Origin of the sequence: Gemella cuniculi DSM 15828, assembly GCF_000425665.1 — a bacterium.
Classification (GTDB): domain Bacteria; phylum Bacillota; class Bacilli; order Staphylococcales; family Gemellaceae; genus Gemella; species Gemella cuniculi.
Window position 1 is genome coordinate 64,577 of record NZ_AUDW01000006.1, and the last position, 16,323, is coordinate 80,899.

A 16,323-nucleotide genomic window follows, 5' to 3' on the forward strand; every position below is an offset into this window, starting at 1 on the left:
TTTATTTTATTCTTCATCTATATCTTCTTTTTCAACATCTTCATATTCTTCAGTATCTGATAATAACAAATTCGCTAATGATTGGTAACCAACATTTTCATCAACTTCATTATCATTTTCTTCAACCTCATTCGAAATTTCTTTTTCATCTTCTGTATCTGTCAATAACATATTCACTAAAGTCTGATATCCACTGCTCTCCCCATCTTGTTGTTGAACATTTTCAGTTTGAGAAGTCTCAGTTATATCTTCACTGTTTTCTTCATTTCTTGAAGAATGAAATTCTATTGTATCACCCAAATCTATATCACCCATATCGACTTCATTATCATTCTTATCCATTACTCTAAAGTCCATTCCTAAAGCCTGTAATTCTTTCATAAGAACTCTAAATGATTCTGGAACTCCTGGGCGTGGAATATTTTCACCTTTTACAATAGCTTCATAAGTTTTAACACGACCATTAGTATCATCAGATTTATATGTTAAGATTTCTTGAAGAGTATATGCCGCACCATAAGCTTCTAGTGCCCATACTTCCATCTCACCAAATCTTTGACCACCAAATTGTGCTTTACCACCCAATGGTTGTTGTGTAACCAACGAATATGGTCCAATTGAACGTGCATGAAGTTTGTCATCTACCATGTGAGCAAGTTTTATCATGTACATAACCCCTACAGATACACGGCTATCAAACGGTTCTCCTGTTCGCCCATCATAAAGGACTGTTTTTGCATCTTTTGCCATACCTGCCTCAGCAACAGTTGACCATACATCATCATCAGTTGCACCATCAAATACAGGTGTTGCTACATGGATACCTAACTGTTTTGCAGCCATACCTAAATGAAGTTCTAGCACTTGCCCAATATTCATACGTGACGGAACACCCAATGGATTTAACATTACATCAACAGGTGTACCATCTGGTAAATATGGCATATCCTCTTCTGGTAAAATATTCGAAATAACCCCTTTATTACCATGACGTCCCGCCATTTTATCCCCAACACGAATTTTACGTTTTTGAACTATAAATACTCGTACTAGTTCATTAACACCATTTGCAAGCTCTGCTCCATCTTCTCGTTTAAATATTTTTACATCAGCAACCACTCCATCTGCTCCGTGCGGTACACGAAGTGAAGTGTCTCTAACTTCTTTAGATTTAGCTCCAAAGATTGCATACAATAACTTTTCTTCTGGTGTCTGTTCTGTTAATCCTTTAGGAGTTACTTTACCTACCAAGATATCACCATCTTTAACTTCAGCACCAATACGAATAATACCACGTGCATCTAAATTTTTAAGTGCATTCTCACCTACATTTGGAATTTCTCTAGTGATTTCTTCAGGTCCAAGTTTTGTATCACGTGCTTCTGTTTCATATTCTTCTAGATGTATAGAAGTATAAACATCATCTTTAACAAGACGTTCGCTCATAATGACTGCATCTTCATAGTTATATCCATCCCAGTTTACGAATGCTACAACCAAATTCTTCCCTAGTGCCAATTCACCTTTATCCATAGATGGTCCATCTGCTAAAATATCTTTTGATTCTACTCTATCTCCAACTTTTACGATAGGTTTTTGATTATATGACGTACTATGGTTAGAACGAACAAATTTATGAACTACATAAGTATCAATATCACCTTTTATTTCTTTACCGTCAAGCATTTCAATACGACGAACTTTAATTTTCGCCCCGTCTACATACTCTACTATCCCTGGATGTTTTGCAATTATTGCAGCACCTGAATCGCGTGCTGCTAAATGTTCCATACCAGTTCCAACAAATGGTGCTTCTGTTACCATAAGTGGTACTGCCTGACGTTGCATGTTTGCTCCCATTAACGCACGGTTCGAGTCATCGTTTTCTAAAAATGGTATACAAGCTGTTGCCGCAGAAACTACTTGCTTTGGTGATACATCCATATAATTCATCATTTCTTTTGATTTTACAGTATTATCTCCTCTAAAACGACACACCACTTCATCATCCAAGAAATATCCATTTTCATCTACATTAGAATTAGATTGTGCAACTACATATTTATCCTCTTGATCTGCGGTTAAATATTGTACATTTTCTGTTACATAAGGACGCCCGTCTTCATCAACTTCTACCTTTCTATATGGAGTCATAATAAATCCAAACTCGTTAATTCTTGCGAATGAAGATAGTGAATTAATAAGTCCTATATTGGGACCTTCAGGAGTTTCAATGGGACACATTCTTCCATAATGAGAATAGTGTACGTCACGAACTTCCATACCTGCACGCTCCCTTGTTAGACCTCCTGGTCCAAGTGCAGACAATCTACGTTTATGGGTAAGCTCACTAAGCGGGTTAGTTTGATCCATAAACTGTGAAAGTTGCGAGCTTCCAAAAAATTCTTTTATAATCGCAGTAACTGGTCTTACATTTATCAGTTGTTGAGGAGTAATTTCGTTAGTATCTTGAATACTCATACGTTCACGTACCACACGCTCCATACGAGAAATACCTACACGAATTTGATTTTGTAATAATTCACCTATACAACGCAAACGACGATTACCTAAATGATCAATATCATCTACACGACCGATTAGCTCATATTCAAATCCTTCGCTATTTCTTCTATTTCTTATTAACAATAGGTAATAATTAATACTGGCAACTATATCAGCAATAGTTAATGTTAAAATGTCTTTATTAGGTGCTCCATTCCCTATTACGTGAAGTATCTGATCATCAGTAAGTTCATCTATATCATAATCATTTCCAACTCTCATTTGGTTAACGACTTTAAACAATTGTAATTTCAAACTATCACTACCATCTAGTGATTCGTTCATATCAAATTCTCTTACATTTGCAGTTGTACCTAACTCATCATAAATATTATCAAGAATATTTCTAGTTAGTTTAGTTCCTTTCTCTACTAAAATTTCCCCTGTTTCTGTATCAACTATAGGTTCAACTAAAATTTGATTTTCCAGTCTCTCTGCAACATGAAGTTTATTATTAATTTTATATCGTCCTACCTTGGCAAGATCATATCTCCTAGGGTCAAAAAATCTTCCATGCAATGTTGCTTTAGCAGTTTCAACATTTGCTGGTTCTCCTGGACGCAATTTATCATAAATAACTTTTAGGGCAGTTCCTGTGTCTAGGTTCTCATCTTTTTCTAATGTGTTCAATAGTTCATTATCTTCACCAAATAATCTTACTATCTCCTCATCAGATTCAAAACCTAGTGCTCTAATAAGGGTTGTTAAAGGAATTTTTCTCGTTCTATCTATTCTAGCATATACCAACCCTTTTATATCTTTCTCAAATTCTAACCAAGCCCCTCTGTTAGGAATAACAGTTGTCTTATAAGCATTAGGTATATTTTTAACTTTCAATTTATCATCCTCTGTAAAATATACAGAAGGTGAACGAACTAACTGTGATACTATTACACGTTCTGCACCATTGATGATAAACGTTCCAGTTTCAGTCATCAGTGGTAATTCACCCATAAATACTTCTTGCTCTTTAATCTCATCACGTTCTTTATTTATTAAACGTACACGCACTCTTAAGGGTGCTGAATATGTAGCATCACGTTCTTTGGATTCATCAACATCGTACTTAGGAGTCCCAAGTTTATAATCAATAAACTCCAAACTCAATTTATCATTGTTTCCCTCTATAGGAGAGACATCTTTAAAAACATCTTTAAGACCTGTTTTCAAAAATTTCTCATAAGACAATGTCTGAATTTCTATCAAATCAGGTAAATCAATTACCTCTGATATTCTTGCATAGCTACGTCTTTGTCTGTGCTTACCAAATTTAACTTTTTGCAACTGTGTCACCTCTCAGCTTTTCTCTCATAAAACTAAAAAGAAAATATAACATTTTCTTTTACTTACTTATATAATTTTTTGTAACTCTATTAAGAAAAAAATAGAATTACTTGCAATTTATCATTTTATCATAATTATAGCAAATTGTCAATCACTTTATAGCTTTCAAAATATAGTATCCCTTATTTTTAGAAACTACTTCTATTTCTGCAAACAATTCCTCAAGAAATTTTTTACAACTTGCCATACCTTGTTTTTTTTGTATAACTACCCATAGTTCTCCACCATTATTTAAATACCTGTAACTATCTTTCATAATTTGATGTACAATTTTTTTACCAGCACGAATTGGTGGATTAGTTAAAACTATGTCAAACATACCAGTTACGTTATCAAACGAACTGCTTTCTACAATATCAATTTTGTTTCTCACTTTATTAAGTTCAATATTTTTTTTTGTCAATTCAAGACTTCGAGTATTAACATCAACCATGGTAAATGAATAGTTTGGATGTTGTTTTGCCAAAAATATTGAAATAACTCCATATCCACAACCTATATCAGCCACATTTGCTATTTTTTTTTCAGTATAAAAACTCTCAAGAAGAGTTTTTGTTCCAAAATCAACACTTTCTTTTGAAAAAACTCCATTATCTGTGTAAAATTTAAAATTTTCACCTGAAATGCTAGAATTTATAATTCTTTCATGACTTTTTGTTGTTGGATTATTTGTGTAATAATGCTCCATATAAAGACACCTCTTATAAATAGAAGAAAATAGTATACCCCTTAGTCAAACACTTGAGATATACTATTTTGTTATTATCATCGTATCAAATATTCTCAAATAGAATATTGTTGTTTATTTACATCTATCTTTTATCTATCTACTTAGATCAGAAATTATTTAACTTCTACAGAAGCTCCAACTTCTTCTAATTTAGCTTTAATTTCTTCAGCTTCTTCTTTAGAAACTCCTTCTTTAAGAGTTGATGGTGCTCCATCAACTTTTTCTTTAGCTTCTTTTAGTCCATCACCAGTTATTTCACGAACAACTTTGATTACTTTAATTTTTGAATCTCCAGCTGATGCTAATACTACATCAAATTCAGTTTTTTCTTCAGCAGCTCCAGCAGCAGCTCCACCTACTACAGCTACAGGTGCAGCAGCAGTTACTCCAAATTCTTCTTCAATTGCTTTTACTAAGTCGTTTAATTCTAAAACTGACATTTCTTTAATAGCGTCTAAAATTTGTTCTTTAGTCATTATAAATTTCCTCCGATTTTTAAGTTATATTTTAATATTTTTTACTAAGCTTCTTGTTCAGCTTTTTGATCTGCTACAGCCTTAACAGCTAGAGCAGTGTTGCGCATTGGCGCTGTTAATACAGATAGTAACATTGAAAGTAATCCTTCGCGACTTGGTAATGACGCAATAGCTTTAATTTCATTTTGATCTGCAACTTTTCCTTCTATAACACCAGCTTTTAGTTCCAAGTTTTCATGTTCTTTAGCGAAATCGTTTAGAACTCTGGCAGGCGCTACAGCATCGTCTGTTGAAAAAGCAAAAGCATTAGGTCCAGTTAGAACTTCATCTAATCCTTCAATCCCTGCTTGCTCCATCGCACGACGAACTAGTGAGTTTTTATAAACTTTAAATGTTAAACCTTCGTTACGCATGTTATTACGTAGCTCTGTTACTTCAGCAACATTTAGTCCACGATAATCAGCAATAACAACTGAAGAACTAGCTTTGATCTCTTCAGCAATTTGGTTTACCAACTCTTGTTTTCTCTCAATAGCTTTTGACATTGAACTTCCTCCTAAGTAGATTTATCAATCTCAGTACCAATAAAAAACCTTTTTGCATGCGAGAACACACAAAAAGGCACATAAGTTTCTTTTCGAATTTTGTCCTCGGTAGGTTAATTAAGGATTTCTCCCCCTACTGTCTACGGTACACTTTCAACTGACTTATATATTTTAGTATATTATTTTAATTTTGTCAAGAGTTTTTTATTACTTTCTTAAGTTAGGGAATCATTTAATCTACCCTTCACTTCCATTTTAAACTCACTACCTAGTTAATATTTTAAAAATATAAAGAAGTAGTTAAAAATTCTCACTACTTCTTTACGAATTATATTTCAAAAACTTTTTTTAGATATATCGCTTTATTTAATGCCTCTGTTATTATAATACCAAGTATCATAACAATAATTTGTGATAGTAATAATGAACTATAAATAGTAGCAAAAGTGCCAAATTCAAATGAAACTCTTGCTGAATTTTCGCCACTAAAAATAGTTATTTCATAAGCGATAATCGGCATGCAAATTATCAAGTATAAAACTATATTAACTATGTGCCTTACTATTCTAGCTTTGATATATTTAAAAACAAAAACGCTGATTGCTAATGCTAGACCAGTACCCAATGTTCCAAAAAATACATCTACAATTCCTAGTGGACTAAAAATATTCGCAATAGCAACTCCTAATGTAATTGGAAACCAGTATTTTTTACTAAAAACAACCAATTGTGATAAAGACTCACTAATACGAAATTGAATTGCACCGTATGAAAAGGGTGCGATAGCAACTGTTAATACAACATATATTGCAGCTATCAACGCTTGAACTGTTAAAACTTTAATTGTGTTATTTCTCATATAAAATCTCCTTGTCCTGCTTAAGAGAAAATAAGCACTGAAATGAGAGATCAGTGCTTACCACAGTTTTTTTTATAGATGGATCTCTCAAACATCTTTATTATAATAAAGTCAGAAGACAAATAACCTTACCCTTGTAAAATTAAATATCAACGTATCTTATAGTACCACTTTATCTAATTTTAGTCAATATTTTTTCTAAAAATAAAACCAACATATAAATTAACCTATAGATACCATTAATACCACCTAAAAATAAAGATAAAATTATATAAAGTATATAAAGAAAAAATTTGAAAAAATACCTTGCATTTAAATTTTTATTATGTTAAAATTAGATAGTTGCATTTAGCAACACTTAATTCATAGTAATTAAGAATATTAATTAATATTTCTTAGTAATAAAAATAAATGTTGGAGGTGAATCGAATGCCAAATATTAAATCATCAGTACTAAGCGTAAGAAAAGATGCTAAAACTAATGCAAGTAATACATCTAAAAAATCTGAAATGCGTACAGCTATTAAAAATGCTAAACTAGCTAAAACTGAAGGTGCTGCTAACGCTGCAGAGTTAGTAAACCTTGCTTACAAAAAAATTGATAAAGCTGCTAAAACTAATTTGATCCATAAAAATGCAGCAGCAAGATATAAATCAAACTTAGCTAAATAATTATAAAGAACATCTTATATAATATAAAATTCTCCTCTATATTTGTTTGATAAGAATTATATATTTCTATAAGATGTTTTTTTATTTATCGATAAATATATAGATGTCTGTTTCCCATTTAAAATTCAATTTTTCGTTCAATAAAAGTAGAAGCAACTTTAAAAATTGATTTTTACAAAATCATTTCTTCATCATTTCTTCAAGTTACTTCATATGAAAAGTTACTTCATATGAATTTTTATTGCTTTTATAACAATAAAAAATGTATAAAGTTACATAGGATAAATTCTCAAGGAAATAAATTAATCTTGTATTTTTTATTCCTACTGAAAATATCTTAAAAATTTTATTTGATTGGAATCCCCCTCTAAATTATTAATGTAAAATTTTGACTTCTACATTAACTTCTCTTCTACTTTAAATTCTCTTTGATTTTTTCTAACTGAAAATTATTTTTCAATCCTAACTCTCGTGGTTCTTTCAATTTCATCAGCTGAAACTACTATTTCTCCAAATGGCATTTGTGCCCTTAATACCCAATCGCTTGAAATATTCCACTCTTTCGCTACTGCTTCATCTATAAGTGGATTATAATGTTGAATATTAGCACCCACACCTGCCTCCGCCAATGCATTCCACACAGCAAATGATGTAATTCCTGTTGATTGTTCAGACCAAATCGGGAAATTTTCTGCGTATAATGGAAATTTTTCTTGAAGTCCTTTTACCACATTATGATTTTCATAAAATAAAATTGTACCATAAGCATTTGTAAAACTATTTATTTTTTCTTTTGTAGCCAATTTTGCTTCATCAGTCGTCAATAGTTTTTCTAGCTCTGAATAAGTTATATCCCATACCTTATTGTGATTGTCTCCTAGCAACACGAGTACTTGAGCTGTTTGTGAGTGAAATGCACTTGGAGAATATTTAACAGCATTTTCTATTATTCTTAATACTTTTTCTTCTGATATCGGAAGATTTTTTCCTAATCCATAAATACTTCTTCTCTTTTGATATAGTTTATCCGCATTTGTCATTTTATTTTTCCTCCATTTCTTTCTAGCTACTTGCTAAAAAGACTATTTTATTTTATAATTTATATATTATTATATACTGTATCTAAATATTATCAAGTACGTTTTTTTATAATAGTTAGTATCTTTTATGATAGAATTTGAAAAATTAGCTAGGAGATTTCAAATGGAAAATAAAGAATTATTTGGTGTTTGTCCATTTTTTACAACCCAAAAAATTTTAACAGGTAAATGGACTATTTTAATACTACATATTTTAAGTAATAAGGAAAAAAGATTTAACGAGTTACAACGTGAACTAGGAAATATTACACAAGCAACACTAACAAAACAATTAAAACAATTGGAACGCGATGGGCTAATTAATAGAAAAGTTTACGCACAAATCCCACCAAAAGTAGAATATAGTTTAACCGATATTGGAAAAAAATTTCAAAAAGTATTAAATGAATTAGAAAATTGGGGAACCGATTATATTGAGCATCTAAGAAAAAGTAAAGATGCTATGTAGTGAAAAGGAGACTCTATATGTCAAAAATTGAAGAAATAAAAAATAAAATTTCTCTTCTATCTGATGGACAATTAGACATTATTCTTGATATCATCAATTCATGGAACATAAATTTAAAAAAAGTTCAAACTGATGAAGAAATTGTTAAAGATATATATGAAACAAAAATTGCAACTATCAAAGATCCATTAAAAAACTATTCTTCTGAAAAACTTTTGGAAGAATATGGGATCTTGTTTTATAACCCATGTGAAAAGAATAACTTTGATGGTACAAAAAATCTTGATATTAATCATAACTTTTTTACAGAAACTCAAAATGTTAATTCTATTTCTCAAAATTTATATTCATCCTCTCAAAAAAATAGTGAGATAAATTTTGAAAGTAATTATTCTGGTGAAAATTTAGAAAAAAATCTCAACGATTTTGATCCACTTTTTCCAGACAGCGATTTCGATTCTCTTTCAAACTTATCTAATTCAAAGTATGATGATTTAGATTTTTCCACACTTATATCCAAAAAACCACAATAAAAACTAAGATGTTCTCTTGAGGTAATTCAAGCTAACATCTTAGTTTTTAAATTCTTTCAGTAAATTCCTTTTTTATTTTTTCAAGATAGTTACTATATCGTTCTTCTAATATTTTTGCACAGTGTTTTATTTATAATTTTCATACATTTTTTATTTATTCTATTATATTGACTGTAAGTTGTTCTAAATATTTTTTCAATGAATTATCAATTTCACTATCCATTCCTTTTGTGGCATTTAAATCTAGCTTAATCTCAACTTTCTCATTAAAGTTTTGAACCATAACTATATTACTTAAAACACAAATATTAGAAACTAAACCACAGAATTCTACTTCCTCATAGTCGCTTCGTGAAATATACTTAGCCAAACCAATGCTTGCAAACGAAGTTTTTGTAAAAATCTTTTTAGCATCTTTCTCATACTCTGCTATTTTTCCATATAATTTATGTCCCGAAGTATCAACTATACAATGTTCTACTGGAATATACTTCCCTTCACGTGTACTCAAGTAATTAGTATAATGTGTATCTTTTGTGAAAATTACATCTTGATCATTTTTTAAATATTCTTCAATTTTTTTTGAAATTATATGCTCAATTTTTTCAGCATCTTTTAGGCCTAGGGAACCATCAACAAAATCTTTTTGATAATCAACGACAACTAATGCTTTCTTACTAGTATTATTTTTTAAAGTAATTCTTATATAATAGAATACCACAATAATTAATAACATAATTGAAACGTAAAATATTAATGTACTTACAAATTTAGGATGAATTCTGGGCACAGTTATTAATTTATAAATAAATATAATAATTGCCAAAATAAAAGGAACTGATAAAAATTTAAGCTGTTTTTTAAAATAAATAGAAAAGTCTTTTTTGCCTAACTTTTTATAAATTAAATATACAAATAATCCTACTAAACCTATTATAACTGCTAAAGTTCCATACTTATGCATTAAATGAAATACACGGTGTGCACTTGGTCCCAATACATATCCAAGAGTAATAAACGTTCCTACCCACAATATTCCTCCAAATGTTGAGTAAAGATGAAATCTTTTTGCATCTACTTTTGTTATTCCAGAAAAATATCCAAGAATATGTCTAACACCTGGAAGATAATACGCAATTATTATCACTATATTACCATACTTATTAAAAAATTCTGAAGCTTTTGTCATTCTGTAAGGCGTTAGCCCAACATAACCGCCATATTTATCAATAGCCTTTGTTCCTAATCTTCTTCCAACTTCATAAGAAAATTGCATTCCTATTATCGTTCCCAATGCACTTGCAATTATCATTCCAATATAACTTGCATGTCCTCCATAAGCCATAATTCCTGCAAAAAGCATCATTGTTTCACCAGGAAGTGGGAGTGCTGCAAATTCAAGTATAAGAGAAATGAATAATATTAAGTAAACATGTTCAGCTAATAGTTTAAATAGCATTTCCATATATAAACTATTCTCCTTTGCATATAAATATTTTAAATTATACCATATTTAATCTTTGTCCGCAAACTGTAAATTATATGTACTTATACTACCACATTTAATTAATCGTTACTTAAAATTAAAATTAAAAAATCAAAACTTTGAAATTCATTATTTATTTCAAAGTTTTGATTAAATTTATTTTTTATTAAACTAATACTTTATCGTTTTCTTTTCTTTCTTTTTGTGATTGACGTACTTTTATTTCTATCTTTCCTTTTTTATTTAACTCACGAACTTTCAATACTGCCCATAATTGTGCTGCAACAAATAATGATGAGTAAAGTCCAAAAACTAATCCTATTAACAATGCAACATTAAATGTATAAATTGAACTACTTCCTACTAACAACATTACAACTACAGTAATTATAACTGTTAAAACTGTATTAATAGATCTTGTCAATGTTTGTCTCAATGAAACATCAACTAGTTTATAAATTTGCTCTTTCGAGGTTAAAACCTTTTCGTGACGCATATGTTCTCTTATTCTATCAAATGTAACAATTGTATCGTTTATAGAATAACCAACAATAGTAAGAATTGCTGCAATAAATGTTATATCAACTTCTAAACGAAGTATACTCGTCATAAATATAATAACTGCCACATCATGTAGAAGTGCAATAACACTTGTCAATCCCATTCTCCATTCAAATCTAAATGCAACATACAATATAATACCTATCGAAGCATAAATTAAGGCATACATCGCATTTTTAGCAAGCTCTTTACCTATAATTGGTGATACCACACTAAGATTAGCATCTTTCTCATATTTTTTAGAGAAAAATTCTTTTATTTCAATTGATTTGTCTTGACCAAAGCTATCTTTTGAATGTACTGTAGCTTGTTTTTTATCTGGAGATAAAACTATCTTATCATCTTTTATATTAAGCTCACCTAAATCTTGTTTTACCTGCTCTATATTTAACTCTGAATTAGATGAAATATCGATACGTGTCCCACTAGAAAAATCTATCCCAAGATTTAATTTAAATATTCCTAAAGAAATACTTCCTGCTACCATTATTGCAATACTAAATGCAAAGAATTTTTTCATATGTTTAGTAAAGCTTATTCCCTCAAATTTAGTGTGCAAACTAAGTGAATTTACACCAAATTTATTTTCACTAATATCTTTTTTATTAACACCAAAATAGCCAGGTTTGTTATTAAAGAAATTAGAATTAACTAGTAAACTAAGAAGTAATCTTGTTCCAAATACTGCAGTTATAAAGCTGACAAGTATTGACAGTAGCAGCATAGTTGCAAAACCTTTAACACTACTTGTTCCAAAAATAAATAACACTATCGCTGCAATTACTGTTGTAAATTGTGAATCGAATATTGTCCATAATGATTGCTTAGCACCATCAAGATAAGCTTTTTTTAGTGGATATCCAGCACGTACTTCTTCTTTTATTCTTTCATACATTATGATATTAGCATCAACTGCCATACCGACTCCCAAAATCAATGCGGCAATACCAGGAAGTGTAAGTACCCCTGAAATCATATTAAAGAAGACGACTGTAATGTATACATAAGCTACCATCATAACACTTGCAACAAAACCTGGAACTCTGTAAATTACTAACATGAATAAACAAATTATTCCAAGTGCGATTGCCCCAGCTAAAACAGTTTGATTCAATGCATCAGTACCAAATTGTGCACCAACTGAATTTGAATAAACTTCAGTAAGTTTAACAGGAAGTGCCCCTGAATTTAACAAAGCAGCCATATTCTTTGCTTCTTTCACAGTAAAGTTTCCTGTGATTTGAACATCTTTTGAATTAATAGTTTGTGTTACTTGAGGTGCCGATATATATTTAGGATTAGCTTTTGCTGATTCAGCTTTAAATGAATCACCTTCATTGTAATCCATCCAAATTACCATTAAGTTTTTTCCAGTTCCACGCTTACTAACATCAGCAGTAATATTCCCAAATTTATCCCCGTCTTTTAATTTCAAATTAACAATAGGCTTAGAATTTTGATCAAAACCTTGTGATGCACCATTTTCTTGAAGATCAGAACCATCAAGAAGTATTTTGTCATCAACATCTCTAATTGTCAAGTTCGCCTGAGTTGATAAAACTTTTCGTGCTGATTCTTGATCCTTAACACCAGCTAATTCAACTCGTATTCTGTTACCTGATTCAACAGTAATAACTGGTTCACTTACACCTAATATATTAATACGCCTACCAATAGTATCAGCAGTTGCTTTTACTGCTGTTTCATCTATTGTTTGTCCATCTCTTAAAGGTTCTACCTGGTAAAGAACCTCAAATCCACCTTGAAGATCTAATCCCAAATTTACTTTTTTTGCATTAGATTGAGCAGTTAACCCTATTGATGTTAGGATTATAACAACTAATGATAAAAAAGCTAATATTCTACTTGATTTTCTCTTCTCGCTTTTTCTTCCTCTCATGAAAGTTCTCCTTTATTTTTTAATAGTATATAAATAGTAAAATTATCAATCAATTACACTATTTTCTTATAATTAATACGCTATCTTCTAATTTATCAAATTTTTGTAAAGTTAGCAAGAGTTTATTTTATTTTTTTATAATATTTTTCAACATATTCTATAACGGAAAAATTATTATTATTCCCTATAACTTCATCACACATACTTTGAATCATTTGACTTGCATTATTAGGACAAACACTCCAACCAGCCACATCGAACATTTCCTTATCATTAAAATTATCTCCAAAAACCACACAATTTTCTAGCGAATAACCATAATGTGCTGCTAATTTTTCAATTGCAGTTCCTTTATTGCATCCTTTAGGCATCATATCAAAAAAATCAGTTGCCGAAAAAGTACCATCCGCTTCTATTTTTTGAGTTACCTTTTTGTAAAAGCTTTCAACTTTACTATGATCTTTAGAAATCATCATAATTTTTTGGCAATTTTCATTATTTTTTTTTATTTCACCTATAATATCCTCATGTATGTACATTGGAGTTTTTAAGTCATTCGGCATATTTTCTTCTAACTTCTTCATTCGTGCCATACTAAATGATAATCTATCACAATAAATATAATTAAGAGTATAAATGTGAAATTCAATAGAATTATCATTTAGTTCTTGAAACATATCATAAATAATTTCTACTTGTTCAATAGAAAAACTTTTTTGATAAATTATTTCCCCTGTTTTTAAGTTTCTTATTAAACTTCCATTATTTGAAATTACAACGTCATTCATTCCTAGATTATGATAGTAATGTTTTACTGCTATATCAGGCCTTCCAGTCGCTATAATAAATTTACTACCTTTATCCTGTAATTTTGTAATTACATCTTTTGCATTAGAGGCAACCTCTTTCTTATCGTTCAGAAAAGTCCCATCCATATCTGTAATAAACCACTTCATAAATTACTTTTTCTCCTTTGTAAAAACTAAAAATTTACTAATAACATAATTGGCAACAAGTACTACAAATTGAATAATAAATTTTGATAAATATGCATTCATTCCTAGATAAATAAATAATTCAACTCCAAATACTTCTATTACCAATGTAGATAATCTTGCTGTAAAAAATTTTGTAAGTTCATAAAAAACTTTTTTTAATCCTGTAGCTTTCGAATTAAATACATATTTTGCATTAACAAAATAAGCAAATAAAATTGATAACGTTATTGATATTAAATTTGCTGGACGTACTTCCATCCCATAATAATATAAAATAAAATATGTAATTACATTAACTAATGTCGTACAGACTCCAAAGAAAATATAATTAACTACACTTTTGTATTTAGGTTGCTTGTATAGCTCTAGCATTTTAGTTATTAAATTTTTCATATCATCCTCTTTAATATTAAATTTTGCTAACATCTAATTATATACCTAGAAAATCTTTTTTTCAACTTATTATATGCTTAAGTAATAAAAAGAGAAGGAGCTAGCCAAATTCAAACTCTATCTTCCTTCCCTTTTTTTATTTTATAACTTACTAAATAATTTTATTTCTGGATATTTATCATTAAACCAATTCATTGCAAAATCATTTTCAAATAAAAACACATAATTATCTTGCAAATCTTTTACCAATATACTTCTAGAACTAGACATGTTTTCGTTTATCGCCTCTTCGTTTTCAATCCAACGTGTAGTTTTTTGTCCAATTCTTTCCATTATAACTTCTGTATTATATTCATTTTTCATACGATGTTCAAAAACTTCAAATTGAAGTTGACCTACTGCACCTAAAATAATTTGATTAGTATGTAATGTTTTATAATATTGAATCGCTCCTTCTTGAACTAACTGTTCAATACCTTTATGAAAATGTTTTTGCTTAAGAACATTTTTCGCAGAAACTTTCACAAAAATTTCTGGTGTAAATGATGGTAATGCTTCAAATTCTACTTTTTTATTTTGATAAAGAGTATCTCCAATTTGATAATTCCCACTATCATAAAGTCCAATTATATCTCCAGCATAAGCAACATCAACCGTCTCTTTATCATCAGCCATAAAGTTAGTAGAACGAGAAATCTTTAGTTTTTTTCCTGTTCTGGCTAAATTTACATCCATACCTCGGTTAAATTCTCCCGAACATACACGTAAGAATGCTATTCTATCTCTATGCTTAGGGTCCATATTAGCTTGAATTTTAAAGATAAATCCTGAAAAATCACGATCTGTTGGTTCAATACTTTCTTCATGAATACCACGGCGACCTTTTGGTGTTGGTGCATTGTCAACATAATAGTTTAAAAAGCTTTCAACTCCAAATGATGATAATGCCGAACCAAAGAAGACTGGTGTTTGCTCTCCGTTTAATTGTTTTGCGTAATCATATTCCACCCCTGCTTCTGTAATTAATATCATATCTTCTACACATTTTTGATACATAGAATCACTAGATAATGGATTATTATCTACTATATTGTAATTTTCATCTAATTCTACAAAGTCACTATCTTCCTTAAATGGTTCTATATAATGATTTTTTCTATCCATTATCCCAAAAAAGTTTTGCCCCATTCCTACTGGTAAATTCATAGGATATGTTTCTATTTCTAGTTTTTCTTCTATTTCTTCTAATAATTCTAATGGATCTTTTATTTCTCTATCCAATTTATTGATAAAAGTAAAAATTGGTATTCCTCTCATTTTACAAACTTTAAAAAGTTTTAAAGTTTGTGCCTCTATACCTTTTGCTCCATCAATAACCATAACTGCACTATCAACAGCCATAAGCGTCCTATATGTATCTTCAGAAAAATCTTCATGTCCTGGAGTATCAAGAATATTTATAATTTTATTATCGTAATCAAACTGCATCACTGAGGAAGTGACAGAGATTCCTCTTTGTTTTTCAATGTCCATCCAATCACTTTTTGCATACTTACCTGTTTTTTTTCCCTTAACTGTCCCCGCTTCTCTTATAGCTCCACCAAAAAGTAGAAGTTTTTCTGTCAAAGTAGTCTTTCCTGCATCAGGGTGTGAAATAATTGCGAATGTTCTTCTTTTTTCTACCTGTTCTCTTATCTTTTCTAACACTGTCTT

The 16,323-nt window shown here is 30.0% G+C and carries 14 protein-coding genes and 1 other annotated feature; of the genes, 3 read left to right on the plus strand and 11 right to left on the minus strand.

The window, feature by feature from the left end; all coding sequences use genetic code 11:
- Positions 1–6: 6 nt before the first annotated feature.
- The 5 genes from rpoB to H612_RS0100330 all read right to left on the minus strand — a co-directional run bounded on the left by rpoB (position 7) and on the right by H612_RS0100330 (position 6,519).
- The gene (rpoB, locus tag H612_RS0100310; RefSeq protein ID WP_027129655.1) at positions 7–3,849 is read right to left on the minus strand and encodes a DNA-directed RNA polymerase subunit beta; all 3,843 of its coding nucleotides are present in this window, start codon (positions 3,847–3,849) and stop codon (positions 7–9) included.
- A gap of 151 nt (positions 3,850–4,000) precedes the next feature.
- Positions 4,001–4,597, minus strand: coding sequence for a class I SAM-dependent methyltransferase (locus H612_RS0100315; RefSeq protein ID WP_035500037.1), 597 nt, complete (start codon positions 4,595–4,597; stop codon positions 4,001–4,003).
- Between the two features lie 155 nt (positions 4,598–4,752).
- A complete protein-coding gene (rplL, locus tag H612_RS0100320; protein WP_027129657.1) occupies positions 4,753–5,115 on the minus strand; it encodes a 50S ribosomal protein L7/L12 in 363 nt (120 codons plus the stop codon).
- 44 nt (positions 5,116–5,159) lie between these two features.
- Positions 5,160–5,660, minus strand: a complete 501-nt coding sequence (gene rplJ, locus H612_RS0100325; RefSeq protein ID WP_027129658.1) for a 50S ribosomal protein L10 — start codon at positions 5,658–5,660, stop codon at positions 5,160–5,162.
- A gap of 32 nt (positions 5,661–5,692) precedes the next feature.
- Positions 5,693–5,824: a sequence feature (ribosomal protein L10 leader region), on the minus strand.
- A gap of 164 nt (positions 5,825–5,988) precedes the next feature.
- Positions 5,989–6,519, minus strand: coding sequence for a QueT transporter family protein (locus tag H612_RS0100330; protein ID WP_027129659.1), 531 nt, complete (start codon positions 6,517–6,519; stop codon positions 5,989–5,991).
- A gap of 429 nt (positions 6,520–6,948) precedes the next feature.
- On the opposite strand from H612_RS0100330, the gene rpsT reads away from it, so the two are divergent.
- Entirely contained in the window at positions 6,949–7,191 is a 243-nt protein-coding gene (gene rpsT, locus H612_RS0100335; RefSeq protein ID WP_027129660.1) for a 30S ribosomal protein S20, read from the plus strand.
- A gap of 449 nt (positions 7,192–7,640) precedes the next feature.
- On the opposite strand, the gene H612_RS0100340 is transcribed toward rpsT, so the two are convergent.
- Positions 7,641–8,231, minus strand: a complete 591-nt coding sequence (locus H612_RS0100340; protein ID WP_027129661.1) for a nitroreductase family protein — start codon at positions 8,229–8,231, stop codon at positions 7,641–7,643.
- 163 nt (positions 8,232–8,394) lie between these two features.
- Here H612_RS0100340 and H612_RS0100345 point away from each other — a divergent pair, with 163 nt between their 5' ends.
- The gene (locus tag H612_RS0100345; RefSeq protein ID WP_027129662.1) at positions 8,395–8,739 is read left to right on the plus strand and encodes a winged helix-turn-helix transcriptional regulator; all 345 of its coding nucleotides are present in this window, start codon (positions 8,395–8,397) and stop codon (positions 8,737–8,739) included.
- 17 nt (positions 8,740–8,756) lie between these two features.
- Positions 8,757–9,272 carry a hypothetical protein gene (locus tag H612_RS0100350; RefSeq protein ID WP_027129663.1) on the plus strand — a complete coding sequence of 172 codons (516 nt, stop codon included), beginning with the start codon at positions 8,757–8,759 and terminating at the stop codon, positions 9,270–9,272.
- A gap of 154 nt (positions 9,273–9,426) precedes the next feature.
- Here the strand turns inward: H612_RS0100350 and H612_RS0100355 are convergent, their stop codons facing one another.
- The 5 genes from H612_RS0100355 to H612_RS0100375 all read right to left on the minus strand — a co-directional run bounded on the left by H612_RS0100355 (position 9,427) and on the right by H612_RS0100375 (position 16,305).
- Complete coding sequence (locus tag H612_RS0100355; protein WP_027129664.1) at positions 9,427–10,737, minus strand: isochorismatase family protein; 1,311 nt, start codon at positions 10,735–10,737, stop codon at positions 9,427–9,429.
- Positions 10,738–10,924: 187 nt separating this feature from the next.
- Entirely contained in the window at positions 10,925–13,219 is a 2,295-nt protein-coding gene (gene secDF, locus H612_RS0100360) for a protein translocase subunit SecDF (protein ID WP_027129665.1), read from the minus strand.
- A 122-nt stretch (positions 13,220–13,341) separates the two neighbouring features.
- Positions 13,342–14,175, minus strand: coding sequence for a Cof-type HAD-IIB family hydrolase (locus H612_RS0100365; protein WP_027129666.1), 834 nt, complete (start codon positions 14,173–14,175; stop codon positions 13,342–13,344).
- A gap of 3 nt (positions 14,176–14,178) precedes the next feature.
- Positions 14,179–14,643: a GtrA family protein gene (locus tag H612_RS0100370; RefSeq protein WP_245570425.1), complete on the minus strand. Its 465-nt coding sequence runs from the start codon at positions 14,641–14,643 to the stop codon at positions 14,179–14,181.
- Between the two features lie 108 nt (positions 14,644–14,751).
- Positions 14,752–16,305: a peptide chain release factor 3 gene (locus tag H612_RS0100375; RefSeq protein WP_425402089.1), complete on the minus strand. Its 1,554-nt coding sequence runs from the start codon at positions 16,303–16,305 to the stop codon at positions 14,752–14,754.
- Between the last annotated feature and the right edge of the window lie 18 nt (positions 16,306–16,323).

What these genes read in the sequence shown, in the direction of transcription:
- H612_RS0100315 (WP_035500037.1), bottom strand. Translation starts at nt 4,597, where the DNA reads ATGGAGCATTATTACACAAATAATCCAACAACAAAAAGTCATGAAAGA.
- rplL (WP_027129657.1), bottom strand. Translation starts at nt 5,115, where the DNA reads ATGACTAAAGAACAAATTTTAGACGCTATTAAAGAAATGTCAGTTTTA.
- rplJ (WP_027129658.1), bottom strand. Translation starts at nt 5,660, where the DNA reads ATGTCAAAAGCTATTGAGAGAAAACAAGAGTTGGTAAACCAAATTGCT.
- H612_RS0100330 (WP_027129659.1), bottom strand. Translation starts at nt 6,519, where the DNA reads ATGAGAAATAACACAATTAAAGTTTTAACAGTTCAAGCGTTGATAGCT.
- rpsT (WP_027129660.1), top strand. Translation starts at nt 6,949, where the DNA reads ATGCCAAATATTAAATCATCAGTACTAAGCGTAAGAAAAGATGCTAAA.
- H612_RS0100340 (WP_027129661.1), bottom strand. Translation starts at nt 8,231, where the DNA reads ATGACAAATGCGGATAAACTATATCAAAAGAGAAGAAGTATTTATGGA.
- H612_RS0100345 (WP_027129662.1), top strand. Translation starts at nt 8,395, where the DNA reads ATGGAAAATAAAGAATTATTTGGTGTTTGTCCATTTTTTACAACCCAA.
- H612_RS0100350 (WP_027129663.1), top strand. Translation starts at nt 8,757, where the DNA reads ATGTCAAAAATTGAAGAAATAAAAAATAAAATTTCTCTTCTATCTGAT.
- H612_RS0100355 (WP_027129664.1), bottom strand. Translation starts at nt 10,737, where the DNA reads ATGGAAATGCTATTTAAACTATTAGCTGAACATGTTTACTTAATATTA.
- secDF (WP_027129665.1), bottom strand. Translation starts at nt 13,219, where the DNA reads ATGAGAGGAAGAAAAAGCGAGAAGAGAAAATCAAGTAGAATATTAGCT.
- H612_RS0100365 (WP_027129666.1), bottom strand. Translation starts at nt 14,175, where the DNA reads ATGAAGTGGTTTATTACAGATATGGATGGGACTTTTCTGAACGATAAG.
- H612_RS0100370 (WP_245570425.1), bottom strand. Translation starts at nt 14,643, where the DNA reads ATGTTAGCAAAATTTAATATTAAAGAGGATGATATGAAAAATTTAATA.